We start from the raw sequence: 13,056 nt of genomic DNA, 5'->3' as shown, positions 1-13,056 counted from the left end.
GCATTATGCAGGGTTAGAGTTACTTTCCACCCCTTTACCTTTTATTTTAGTAATTATAAGTAAAAGCAATGGGATACACACTATATTTATAAAAAATAAAAGCGGAAGTATCCAGTTTGAAATGAGTTCATTTTCTGCAACATTACCAGGATATAGGGATATTGCATATATAAATGGAATTAATAATAAAACTGCTATTTTGTTATTTCTTATTTTAAATGTATTTTTTAATATGTCTGCTGAAAAATAATACCCGCTTGTAAACATTGTAAAAAAGAAAAATATCCAGACAGATAATACAATTCCGTCCCATCTTTCAATAAATGCTCCATGAATATTTATTGACTTAACCATGGTTATTACAGGCCAAACTAATATCTTTGCCTGATCTTTTGTAAATACTGCAATAACAATCATGCTTATTAAAGTGTAGAATATAGTAATAAAAAAAATGCTGTTTACAAGAGTTTTTCTGATTTTATCTCTGGATTTAAGTAGAGGCAGTACTAAAAATATTATCTCTATGCCTTCAAATCTATTTATGGTTCTTATGGTACCTGTAAAATAGTTTACAGGCTTTTCATTTAATACTGGCAGCAAATTTGTGAGATCAGCCTGATACAGCGAAAATATAAATATTATTATGGTTGGGATAAATATTATCCAAAATGCTGCCTCATTAAATTTAATTAATACATTTGCATTACTGGTTACTAAACATAAAGCAATTAATATTGTAATTGCTATTAAAAATTCAGTAGGAGTGTTCTCAAGTAAATACATTTTTATTTCCTCTATGAATCCTCTCATGCCAAATGATATATTTAAAATAATAAATATCATCATACTGAGCTGAAATATGCTTCCTATGAATCTTCCTGCATTATTTGTGCAGATTTCAGAGAAACTTTTAAAATTATTTAATAAAATTAATTTATATATACATAGAATTAATAACAAACTTATTAATCCGCTGATTATTGTAATTAACCATCCATCATTACCTGCATAATCAGCCAGTACTCTTGCATATGAAAACGCCCTTACCCCAATTACAACAACTATTACAGTGGAAAATAATCCAAAATCCTTAATGGTTCTATTATTATCCAATTTTTATCCTCCTTGTATACATCATTTCTGCCTTATCTTGTCTTTGGTTTTCATATATCCAGGACGGGTTTTAAAGTAATTAAAGGGCATCCTTATGTAAACATCCTTAAAATCATCAATATCAGGATTAACAACAGGTGCTAGATAAGGTACTCCAAAGCTGTTTAGTTTTACCAGATGTATCAAAAGTAAAATAAGAGATAATACTATTCCATAAAGTCCTATTATTGCTGCTGCAATAATCATAAGAAATCTTATTAACCTGAATGCCGATGCAATTTCATAATTTGGTGTTGTGAAACTTGTAATAGCAGTTACTGAAACAATGATAATCATTATTGGGCTTACAATTCCAGCACTTACAGCAGCCTGCCCTATAATAAGACCCCCCACAATACCTATAGTAGACCCAATGGGCTTAGGCAGCCTTACCACTGATTCTATTAAAAGATCCAAGCTGATTTCCATTATTATAGCCTCTATAAATGCAGGAAAAGGAACTCCTTCCCTTGAAGCAGCAATAAAATAAGCCAGCTTTGTAGGTATTATTGAAGGATGAAATGATGTTACGGCTACATATAATGCTGGAAGAATAATACCAAGTATTGCTGAAAATAATCTTATTATCCTCATGGCAGATCCGAAAATCCATCTTTGGTAATAATCATCCGGGGATTGAAATAAGCTTGGAAGTGTGGCTGGAACTATTACTGCAAATGGTGAATTATCAACCAGAATGGCAACTCTGCCTTCATACAATGCAGCTGCAGCCACATCAGGTCTTTCTGTACTTTGAGTCTGGGGAAATAATGACCACTTGTTGTCCTGTATCATTTGTTCTATATACCCGCTGTCCAGAATTGCATCAATATTTATTTCTGAGATTCTTTTATTTAATTCCTCCAGTATTTTTTTATTGACTATATCATCTATGTACATAATTACAACATCAGTTTTAGACCTTACCCCGATTTTCTTGGAAACCATTTTTAAACGGGTATCCCTTATCCTTCTCCTAACAAGAGCAGTATTAAACCTGATAGTTTCAGAAAAGCCATCTCTCCCGCCTCTGACAACAGTTTCTCCGGATGGTTCCGTAATACCTCGTGCAGGCCAGAACCTGGTGGAAATCACATAGCATTCTTTTAACCCGTCAATAAACAGCATTGTATCCCCTGATAAAACTGAATCCACACCTTCAGGTAATTTTGTTACAGCTTTAATATCAGAAACTGTTAATATTTTATCTTTTATTTCACTTACATTTTCAATATTATTTAGATTCCCATTGTTATCCATCAGTGTTTCCATTACAAAATTATCAATTAATATCTTATCTGCCATGCCATCCACATATATTATTAATGCCTTTATATTGCATACTAAAAATTCTCTGTATACAATGTCTGAAGCATCTGTAAATAAACTTTTTAGATATGAAGTATTATCGTTTACACTTGCAGATATTTCTTCTCTCACTTGTTCCTTCATTGCTATTCATACCCCTTAACTATCCATTTTGTTTATATGTATTATTTTTAATTCTAGATTATTTTTATCTTTTATCCAGTTATTTATTCATATATAAAAAAGAGGATTAAACTCTTTTTAGGTTTAATCCTCTTTCTATACTGTTTTGGTAATATATACTTCTTTGAACTTCTTTTTCATTAAATCATAGCAGTTTTGAGCATAAAGCATATTATCAAATAGGGCAAATACTGTTGGCCCGCTTCCGCTCATAAGTGCGCCCAGTGCCCCGGCATTAATCATTTGTTTTTTTATTTCTGAAATTATCCTGTATTTTCTTACAGTTACATTTTCCAAAACATTTTTTAAATTACTGCCTATAAACTTTAAATCATTTTTTTCCATTGCTCTTATTATTTCCATTGTTTTTGGATGTTTAGCTATTTTATTAATATCCAGTTTTGAATACACTTCCTTTGTTGATACACCAAATGGAGGTTTAACTAATACCATTATTTTATCTGTAAATGGGTTAAGCTTTGTTATTATCTCTCCAATGCCTTCACATAGTGCTGTTTGTCCCAATATACAGTATGGCACATCTGCACCAATCTTCAGTGCTAATGCCATAAGATCCTTGTCTGAGATTTCAGGTTTGTAAATATCCCGAAGCCCCCGAAGCACAGCTGCTGCATCGGTACTTCCTCCTGCTAAGCCGGCACAAACCGGAATATTCTTTTTTATATATATTGCCGCACCTTTTTTTACATTATATTCATTTATAAAAAGCTCTGCTGCTCTATATGCCAAATTCCTGTTATCCAGTGGAATAAAGGCCTTATTGCAGCCTAATTTAATTCCAGAATCAATTGAATTAATAGTGATTTCATCAAACAAATCTATATTCTGCATTATCATTTTTAATAAATGATATCCATCTTCTCTTTTACCTACAACATCAAGAGAAATATTTACCTTGGCATAAGCCCTTACTAACATTTTATTCCTCCAGTAAACTTAATTATAATTTATACCTAAATAGTATAATACATAAAAAAAGATATAGCCATATTTTTATGGTTATATCTTAAATTTATTTTAGTGCGGTATGTTTTATGCAAAATTCGTTAATTCCTTATTAATTTTCTCTTGCTTTGTATTAATCAGCCTTAGTAAAGGCTCATATTTTTCAAAGAAAGTAATTATCAGATCATTTTCACTTCCATTGTCAACAGCCTCACTTAAAGCTTCTTCTTCACTTATTATTATCTTTATCTTATTTTTATCAAAGCCTGTACTGAGCACTCCCTGCTTCAATAGTTCAGCAATTTCACCACATTTTCTTCCTCTCTTGTCCTGATCCTCCTTTATATATATATAATCAAAATTATCTGCAGCAATTCTTCCTACCTCTAGTACGCTGCTGTTAGTCCTATCTCCAGGTACCCCTATAACTCCTATAAGTCTATTGTGAGGTATTTTTTTTGCTCCCTTAAGTACTGCCTTATATCCTTCAATGTTATGCCCATAATCCAATATAACCTTTAAATCCTGTACATCAAAAATATTAAATCTTCCAGGGTTACATTGTTCATTTCCGTAAAAGCTCCTTAATCCATACTTAATAATTTCCTTATCTATGCCTAGTCCAATTAAAGCTGCACAGGCTGCCATTGCATTTTCACTGTTATATTCTAATATTCCATCCAGCGTAATTGGAATTTCATTTATTTTTACCATAGGATAGATATTTGAATTCTGCTCCAGCACCATATAATCGTCATTAATATAAATTGCCATACCGCCATTTTTTAAATTATTCTTTAGGTATTCATTATCCTTAGATTTAGAGAACATTATTATTTTGCTCTTTATTCTTGGCAGTATCTTCATACTCATATAGTCATCAGCATTAAGCACAACATATCCATCATCTTTGACTGCTTCTGCCACAAGGGATTTCACTGAGGCAAGTTCATCAAGTGTTTCAATACCATTTAACCCCAAATGATCTTCAGTAATATTTGTTATTACTCCAACATCTGCCAGATCATAAGCTAAACCATTTCTGATTAATCCTCCCCTTGCACATTCTAAAACTGCTGCATCCACATTTTTATTCATAAGTATAGTTAAGGCACTGTCATATCCAGTGGTATCTCCCATATCTATACATTCATCATTTATATATATTCCTCCAGTAGATGTCATACCTACTGAATATCCTGAAGCTTTTAACACATAGCTTATAAGTCTTGTAGTTGTAGTTTTCCCATTAGTTCCTGTAACAGCCACTAGTGGTATTTGCCTTTTGATATCCTTAAACAGCATATCTACAATTGCCTTTGCCACATTTCTGCTTTTGCCGCTGTATGGATAGTGATGCATTCTGATACCAGGTGCTGCATTAACCTCAATAACAGCCCCGTTATTTCTGATTGATTCTTTTATGTCCCTACAGCACACATCAATTCCACATATATCAAGTCCTATTGCACTGGCACATCTTTGGCAGAGTTCAACATTCTCCCTGCATATTTCATCCGTGCAGTCTATTGATATACCGCCTGTTGATAAATTTGCATTTTCCCTTAAAAATAATTTTTCCCCTTTTGGCAGAACATCATTTAGATTATAATTTTGCTTATTTATATGATTTATTAACTCTTCATCAACTTTTACTTTAGTTAACGGTTTTTCGTGGCCTTCACCTCTTCTTGGATCTTCATTTAATATTTTTATTAATTTCTCAACACTGTTAATTCCATCTCCAGTTACAAAAGGTGGTATTCTTTTAGCTGCAGCTACCACCTTACCGTCTACAACACATACTCGATAATCATTGCCCTGTATATATTTTTCAATAATTATCTCCTTATATGTATTACTTAGTTCATTATAATATTCAGCCAGCTGCTTTTCATTTTTTATGTTAACATATACACCTTTTCCCTGATTACCAAATCTTGGTTTCAGCACTACAGGAAATCCTATTTTATCAGCCATATATATTAAATCAATGAGGTTTCTTACTTTTCCCCCATCTGCTATAGGGATATACTGATTATACAGAATTTCCTTGGTTATGAGTTTGTCACAGGCGCAATCCACTGCAATTGCACTGGTATTGCAGCCTATGGTGGCTTCAATAATCCTGCTGCTTTTCCCATATCCTAATTGGAACATACTGCCTTCCCCAGTTTTTATTACAGGTATTCCTCTCCTTTGAGCCTCTTCAACAATTGCTTTAGTGCTGGGCCCTGTTTCTTCTGTTCTTAAAATGTTTACCAATTCATCAATTTTACCTTCAAAATTAAAAGACTTACTGCCAATTATGGCATTAATCAAATCAACAGCTATATTTGCACAAGCTAAAGCTGTTTTTTCATATTCATATTGAAAAACAATAGTATAGTAGTCATCTTTTATTCTTCGTGTTTTCCCATATGCTGCAGTTATACCAACTTTATTTTGTAATGCTAAAATTATATGTTCACATATATGCCCCAGATAAGTTCCCTCAGCTAATCTTTTTACAAAGCCATGTTCTTCATCTATGCCACATCTATGTTCATATAGCTCAGGCAATACTTTAAGTAAAGCTTCATTAAATCCATGGATCTCATTACTAGGTATATTTTCATAGCCTTCTAAATTAACTTCTAAAGCAATACACTTTTTATGAGCATGTATATTTCTTCCTTTGAATACTCTGGTGTTCTCTATTTTCATTTGAAATTAAAATCCTCCCATTTTATAGAATTGGCTCTCTATAATTCAAACTAAATTTATCTCCACTTTTAAGAACATGAAGTAAAACATTATAAATTGACAATATGTCATCAGGATGTTCTTCTGATACATTGGTATTGGTAATTCTGCTGCCATCAATTACATAAACAGCTCCTGACCCTATTACCTGTAAATCCCCGGTTTCATTCACAACAATTGCAGTATCTTCATCAATTCCTATGCCTATGCTCTGCGGATTTTCAGCAATACCTACCAAAATCCTTCCTATCCTTCCTCTCTGTGCAAAGTGCTGATCTATTATAACTCCTTTTATTAAACCAAGCCCTGGAGCCATTTTAAGAGTACACTTTTTTGGCGACTCCTCATCCGGCCCGGAAACTATCATTGTGTCGCTCATTACAGATGCCCCTGCTGATGTTCCAACCAGTGTGCATCCATTTTCATATCTATTCTTAATGCTGTTGTATAGCTTAGTTCCTCCTATAAAGCTTGTAATTCTCAGCTGATCACCACCTGTAAAAAAAATAACTGAAGCTTTATCAATCATTTCCAAATTGCTTTGCTCCTCTGAATCACTTCTTTCTTTTACATTTAGTATGTTTATATTTTTGACACCCATTTCTCCGAAAACCTTTTTGTATTGTATTTCAAGTTCATGAGGAACCTGAGATGCAATTGTTGCCACTACCAGGCTATCATCTTTCCCTTTAAGTTTGCTGCATACATTTTTTAAAATAATCTTATCGCCCTGTTTGTCTTCAGCGCCGCCTATTATTATTAAGTTACCACTTACCTTATTTCCCATGTATTTCACTCCTTCTTATACACATCAATTATTTTTAACATATATCCCTTTTATTATTCAAAAAAAAATCTACCAGCTAAGCTGGCAGATTACCAATTCTAAATTATCGCCCTTCCTGGAATAATCAATTTTTCTCCAGGTTTAATGGCATCTGGATTTTCAATATTGTTCACAGTAGTTAAAACATTAGTAGTGGTATTATATTTTTTTGCTATTTTCCAAAGGGTGTCACTATGCTGAACCACATAAATAGTAATACTTGATTTCTTCTCTGGGACTTCTCCCTCAGCCTGACTTATATCAACTATAAATTCCTTGTGAGTAATATAATTGACTCTTGTATATATCTGAGCAATTGCTTTAATGGAAATATTATTAGCTTCTATGGAAGCTTCTATGCTTTCCAGATAAGCCTTTGTTATACACTGCATATCTATCTTTGAACCCGGCATATCTACAGAGCAGTTAAATGGTATCTCCTCTTTCACTGTACAAATATAATTTTCCTCATCCACAGATTTATAAAGAACATCAGTTTTTAGAATTCCTTCAACTATTACCTTACCTTCAACTATTTTTTTATCTGTTACACAGATCTGACCACAGGCCATAATTATCTGAGCAGCCCTTGGCATATTCCCTTGTATTTCAATATCTCCTTTTATTATTGTGTCTGTAAACCTATGTCCATGCATTACATTTAATACGTAATCTTTTTTATCCATATTAGTAAGCATTGTTGGAGTATATACATCTTCAATTATGTCCATGTCCTCTTTGTTCATTACTTTAACATTTGCTTTAATTAAAGACTCAACATCAATAATTCTGCTTTCTCCTAAATCGTCTTCTCCAACATTTATTTCATCAGCATCAACTCTGAAATCAGTAAAATTATCCATCAAAGAAGTAACATTGTCTGCATCAACTTCTTTTTCAAGAGGCACATCATTTTCAATATAAATTAAGTCCCTGGTATTTTTGCCCTTATATAGTATGCCAATTAAAGCCCATGCATTTATTCTTATCTTGCCATCCAAAACCCTTACTTCTTTTTTGTGAATGGAAATATCATGTTTAATTATATTTTCAACTTCAGGCTTTTCATTTGGTATTTGTATATGACATTTTGCAATTAAATCAGCATCAACTATACCAGCAATCTTATCAATAGATGCAGGGTTTTTCAGCATTTGGATATCCTGCTCCCCTTCTATATCTTTTACAACCTGGAACTGATAATTTTTATACAGGGAAGATTTTAATTTTATAATCCCCTCAATGCTTATCTTTCTTTCGTTTACTATATTACATTCCATATGTTCTACATAGCACTCTGCCTCACATTCCATTTTATGTTCAGCTCCATTAAGCTCAATGTAATTGGTAAACTTTCCGGTGTAAACTGCATTGTGCACCTGAATACCTTCATCCTCCTTGGCTAGATATAAAACATTATATTCTACTTGTCCTTCCAAATAAATCTTGTCCTGCATTACTTCCTTGCTTGTTATAACTGGTTTAGCATCTAACATTAAAATTTCATATACATCCGGATGTGTATCTGGTATAACGTATTCCGATTTTACCACTGTATCAGAAAAGTTTTCACCAAGCAGCTGTTCGCACTCTATATCCTCTTTAATTAGCTCCATGGCCATACAATAATCCTCCTCCTAAATTATCTACTAATAATTTATATAATCATTCCATATAAAATATGATTGATCTTTAAGAATTATTATAAAAATATATTCTCTTACATAAAGTAATTACACAAGCATTTCGTATCAAATTATTACAAATTTCATCATAATGTTTTATAATTGTGTTTTATGTGCAATAAAACAATTTTGGCTTATTGACATGAAAATAAAAAGAGAGTAACATAGTACGTGGTTGTTGACCATATAACCTCTCATAAATTCTCAATACCCTTTTATACCATAGTTGAAAGATGGAAACCCACCATCTTTCTTTTTGTTTCTAATTATAAAAAAATGTAAAAAAAATAGACAGTACAAAAATTGTACTGTCTTAAGCAGAAAACACTAATTGTACTGTCTTCGTTAAAACGTCTGAATAACTATATGTCACTGTCCTCTGGGCGTCGTTTTCTAATCTGATAACAAAAATGCTTGGATAGGCCCTTTCAATTGTTCCCGTATTTACGAAAACTTTTCTTCTTCCACCATTGGCCTTCAATGTAACCTTATCGCCAACATGGCTCTCAATATCTCTTTTAATTGTAGCCAATACATTGCCTCTTTCCACAACAAACACCCTCTTTCCACATATTATATTATATATTATAAGCTCGCCAATGTCAACTAAACATTCTATTTTATAGTAAACAAATTATTTTGTCAATATTAATTTTTTGTTAACACATGTAATAAGGTACCATTATCCCTGATTATCCGCTATAAAGTTAGTTAATTCTCGCTTATAATAGGAAATAAATATCTATATAGCCACTATTATGTTTGTTATTATATCCCCTTTTATTATTAATATTCATATTTTATTTAAGTTCTACAAATAAAGGGGCTCCCCCTGCAATCATATTGGCAGTGATTTATATAATTTTACTTAGACAAACTGAGACTTGGGAAATCCCTCTCTGTATTTTCCCCTGGTCTGAAGTCCTCCTATACCTTTTGTTCCCGTTATGGTGTTTTCCAAGGCCTCCTTCATTGAAACAACCTTTTCTATGTTTGTATATGCTATTTTTTCGCATAAGAACACTGGATCAAGGCAGTGTATCAATACCCTGCTTGGGGAGCTTGCAAAGTTAGCACCTGCATCCAAAATAGCTTCATAGCATGACTGGCACGCTCCTGCAAATATTACCAGATCATCATAATTTGATTCATAATTTCTCAGCTGCACTACAGTGTCCACGAAATACTTTGAATTTCTATAGTTATTTAAATCCGTATAATTAGTTGTTCCCTTTGAGATTGCATCATGACCTGTTATTACTACTATATCTGGTTTAATTGCCTTTACCATTTCTAACACCTTCTGAGGCTGCTCGCTTTCCGATATCATTTTACCAACAGCCTCCAGGTTTAATTGTTTATATACCTTTAGGCATGTCTCCAGATAGTCTTTATCTCCATCCACATGAAGTATTTTACCAGGTCTCCCAAATGATAATTCATCCCTGAATGCACTTTGTGATTTTGAACTTCTATATTGATCTTTAGATACTAATCTGCTTAATAAAATCTTTTTAATTGATGTATTCACCTTCCTGTTAAAAACCAATTCACTTTCACTCATATTGTCTTCAGTAGCTATTTCCAAATCACCTTCTGGGGAGTCAGCAACTATTCTTAGATTAATTCCCTTTAAGGTAAATATTATTCCTTGTTCAGTTTCCTTTTTATAAATAATTTTAAAGGTTACATCTTTTCCGTAAGACTTTCTTACCACTGTATCCCCTATTTCCATAATTTCATCTCCATAATAAAATCATAGTATATATTATGATTTTATTGGATTTAGGTGAATCAATATACTCTTTTTTAAAGTACCCCGGAAAAGTTTCAGGCATACAGATTTGTATTTAACTCTGTATGCCTGAAAATTAATTATTGGCACCAATTGCTTCCATAAACCTTTTCAAATTCATTGATAAACTTAACATACTTTTCCTGCTCTGAAATAAGTTCCTCTAGTTTATTATTAAATGTATTTGCAGGCCAGTTCACCTCATTGTAATAATATCTATTTGCTAACCTCCAGAATCTCTGTGGGAATAACAAGAAAGCATATAAAACTTTATATTCCTCTTTCTTTATATTATCCACTTCATTATATGCCTTAAGGATATCAGATGCTATTTCAATATCCCAGTCCGACCTTTTCAATACCTTAATCATAAATGCAGAAATATCATATGTCCTGACTTCCCTTTTACAGTAGTCAAAGTCAATTACATTTACAACATTATCATTATCAATAATAATATTATGATATGTGTAATCGTGATGACAGAAACTCTTTTCTTCTTCCGCTATAGAGCAAAGCTCTGTATATTTTGAATTTTGTAATACATCCATGGCTTTTTTCCCGTAATCTTTATAAAACTGCACTGATTTTATATAGTTTAAATCAAAATTACTTTTGTTTCCCTTTTTTCTAATCATATCTCTCATCTTATCAAATGATTTAAGCCTTTTTTCCATCATCCTTGGCCATCTTCCAAGATCACTTTTCAGCTTGCTGTTTTCAGGCGGCTCGTAGCCCTTTGATAATAAATGCAGATCAGCAAGATTTTTTGTTGCATTTATAATATCTGAATTATTTTTAAAATCACATTCTCTTCCTTCTATCCATTCTGAAAGGGTGTATATATCTTCGTTTACTATAGCATAAGGATTGCCTTCAATATTGCAGCAATATCTGTCTACTCTGGTGTATCCATTATTCATAAGGTGTTCTTTAGCTCCATATACAAAAAGTAGCTTCTGAACTCCATAGTTTATTTTTTTTAAACATCTCATCCCTTTATTAGTTTTAAGCAAATATACTCCTTTGTTAGGTTTAATACTTTCAATTTTAATATCAAACTGCCTCTCGATCTCAAATTCTCTCATCATCGTTATCACCCCTTATAATCTATATGAGTCTAAAAATTGATTTAGAATGTTATTAACACTTTTAAAATGAATTTAATATAATGATATATAGTAAGTTTGAAAGGATTACCTGCATGAAAATAGGTATTGACGGCCGTGCAGCAAAATGGTATAGGGGAACAGGCATAGGCACCTACACATACCAGCTAATAAATTCATTAAATAAGATGGATAACATCAATAGCTACCTTCTTTTTATGTCAGAGAACTGTGCTTCCACAATAAAATTTAATAATAATTTTAATATAAACAATATAAATGAACAGGTAAAAAACAGTTTTTGGGACGAAGTTAATATTCCAAATATATTATACGATAAAGATATACAACTTTATCATGTACCCCAAAATGGTGTAGGACTTCCAAGTGAAAAAAACTGTAAATTTGTAATTACTCTTCATGATGTAATCCCTTATAGAATGCCTGAAACGGTTAGTGATAGATATTTAAAAATCTTTTCTGAAGAAATACCAGGTATTATATCACTTTGCGATGGAATTATAACCGTATCAGAATTTTCAAAAATGGATATAATGAAAAGCTTTGGAATACCATCAGATAAAATATTTGTAACTCACCTGGCCAGTGAGGACATATATAAACCTATGGATAAAAACATCTGTAAAAACTATTTAAATAAATTTTATTCTATAAGCAGTAAATTTATTCTTTATGTTGGTGGTTTCAGTCCAAGAAAAAATATAATGGGTCTTTTAGATGCTTTTAGTAAGGTTTCCAGACAAATAAAAGACTTAAATTTAATTATTATCGGCCAGCATGGTTTGTCCTATGAATTATACAAGAATCGTGCAGCTAAATTAAATATATCCGATAAAGTTCTATTTCCAGGTTTTATTCCAATGGAGCATATGCCTATTTTTTATAATGCTTCTGAATTATTTGTTTATCCTTCTTTTTATGAAGGTTTTGGGCTTCCTCCTGTTGAAGCTATGGCCTGCGGTATACCGGTAATAGCTTCAAACATTACTTCTCTCCCTGAAGTATTAGGTGATTCTGCATTGCTTGTGAATCCAAATGATATAGACTGCCTTTCGCAATCTATGTACAATGTGCTTACAGATAACAATTTAAAAAGTTCTTTAGTAAAAAAGGGACTTTTAAGAGCTTCCAGTTTCAGCTGGAATAAAACTGCAGAAGATACTTTAGATTCATATAATAAAATAATTAAAAATACTTCTAAATAATAATTTGCAGCTATAACTGCAAATTATTATTTTTATATATGAAAATAACCAAGCATCTCTG

Annotated in this window: 10 protein-coding genes; 1 reads left to right on the top strand and 9 read right to left on the bottom strand. The window is 32.2% G+C overall.

Going from position 1 to position 13,056, the window contains the following annotated elements:
- Positions 1 to 3 precede the first annotated feature (3 nt).
- From EQM05_RS01030 to EQM05_RS00990, 9 genes are all read right to left on the bottom strand, one after another.
- Positions 4 to 1,113: an endospore germination permease gene (locus EQM05_RS01030; protein ID WP_128748108.1), complete on the bottom strand. Its 1,110-nt coding sequence runs from the start codon at positions 1,111 to 1,113 to the stop codon at positions 4 to 6.
- A gap of 21 nt (positions 1,114 to 1,134) precedes the next feature.
- Positions 1,135 to 2,604, bottom strand: a complete 1,470-nt coding sequence (locus tag EQM05_RS01025; RefSeq protein WP_128748106.1) for a spore germination protein — start codon at positions 2,602 to 2,604, stop codon at positions 1,135 to 1,137.
- 135 nt (positions 2,605 to 2,739) lie between these two features.
- Positions 2,740 to 3,582, bottom strand: a complete 843-nt coding sequence (gene ispE / locus EQM05_RS01020; RefSeq protein WP_128748104.1) for a 4-(cytidine 5'-diphospho)-2-C-methyl-D-erythritol kinase — start codon at positions 3,580 to 3,582, stop codon at positions 2,740 to 2,742.
- Between the two features lie 114 nt (positions 3,583 to 3,696).
- Complete coding sequence (gene cphA / locus EQM05_RS01015) at positions 3,697 to 6,315, bottom strand: cyanophycin synthetase (RefSeq protein ID WP_128748102.1); 2,619 nt, start codon at positions 6,313 to 6,315, stop codon at positions 3,697 to 3,699.
- A gap of 22 nt (positions 6,316 to 6,337) precedes the next feature.
- Positions 6,338 to 7,141: a cyanophycinase gene (locus EQM05_RS01010; RefSeq protein WP_128748100.1), complete on the bottom strand. Its 804-nt coding sequence runs from the start codon at positions 7,139 to 7,141 to the stop codon at positions 6,338 to 6,340.
- A 98-nt stretch (positions 7,142 to 7,239) separates the two neighbouring features.
- On the bottom strand, positions 7,240 to 8,802 hold the full coding sequence (locus EQM05_RS01005; protein WP_128748098.1) for an SPOCS domain-containing protein: 1,563 nt from the start codon (positions 8,800 to 8,802) through the stop codon (positions 7,240 to 7,242).
- Positions 8,803 to 9,178: 376 nt separating this feature from the next.
- Positions 9,179 to 9,415, bottom strand: coding sequence for a Veg family protein (locus tag EQM05_RS01000; RefSeq protein ID WP_128748096.1), 237 nt, complete (start codon positions 9,413 to 9,415; stop codon positions 9,179 to 9,181).
- Between the two features lie 318 nt (positions 9,416 to 9,733).
- Entirely contained in the window at positions 9,734 to 10,600 is an 867-nt protein-coding gene (gene yabG / locus EQM05_RS00995) for a sporulation peptidase YabG (protein WP_128748094.1), read from the bottom strand.
- Between the two features lie 140 nt (positions 10,601 to 10,740).
- Positions 10,741 to 11,751: a CotS family spore coat protein gene (locus tag EQM05_RS00990; RefSeq protein WP_128748092.1), complete on the bottom strand. Its 1,011-nt coding sequence runs from the start codon at positions 11,749 to 11,751 to the stop codon at positions 10,741 to 10,743.
- A gap of 113 nt (positions 11,752 to 11,864) precedes the next feature.
- Here EQM05_RS00990 and EQM05_RS00985 point away from each other — a divergent pair, with 113 nt between their 5' ends.
- Positions 11,865 to 12,995 carry a glycosyltransferase family 1 protein gene (locus EQM05_RS00985; protein ID WP_128750994.1) on the top strand — a complete coding sequence of 377 codons (1,131 nt, stop codon included), beginning with the start codon at positions 11,865 to 11,867 and terminating at the stop codon, positions 12,993 to 12,995.
- Positions 12,996 to 13,056: the final 61 nt, after the last annotated feature.

The sequence above is a fragment of the Clostridium sp. JN-9 genome (genome assembly GCF_004103695.1).
Taxonomy (GTDB): domain Bacteria; phylum Bacillota; class Clostridia; order Clostridiales; family Clostridiaceae; genus JN-9.
Note: the sequence above shows the minus strand (reverse complement) of the source record. Positions and strands in the feature narration are given on the sequence as shown.

Bases quoted from the DNA above. Each gene is read 5' to 3' on its own strand.
- EQM05_RS01025 (WP_128748106.1), bottom strand. From the start codon at position 2,604: ATGAAGGAACAAGTGAGAGAAGAAATATCTGCAAGTGTAAACGATAAT.
- ispE (WP_128748104.1), bottom strand. From the start codon at position 3,582: ATGTTAGTAAGGGCTTATGCCAAGGTAAATATTTCTCTTGATGTTGTA.
- cphA (WP_128748102.1), bottom strand. From the start codon at position 6,315: ATGAAAATAGAGAACACCAGAGTATTCAAAGGAAGAAATATACATGCT.
- EQM05_RS01010 (WP_128748100.1), bottom strand. From the start codon at position 7,141: ATGGGAAATAAGGTAAGTGGTAACTTAATAATAATAGGCGGCGCTGAA.
- EQM05_RS01005 (WP_128748098.1), bottom strand. From the start codon at position 8,802: ATGGCCATGGAGCTAATTAAAGAGGATATAGAGTGCGAACAGCTGCTT.
- yabG (WP_128748094.1), bottom strand. From the start codon at position 10,600: ATGGAAATAGGGGATACAGTGGTAAGAAAGTCTTACGGAAAAGATGTA.
- EQM05_RS00990 (WP_128748092.1), bottom strand. From the start codon at position 11,751: ATGATGAGAGAATTTGAGATCGAGAGGCAGTTTGATATTAAAATTGAA.
- EQM05_RS00985 (WP_128750994.1), top strand. From the start codon at position 11,865: ATGAAAATAGGTATTGACGGCCGTGCAGCAAAATGGTATAGGGGAACA.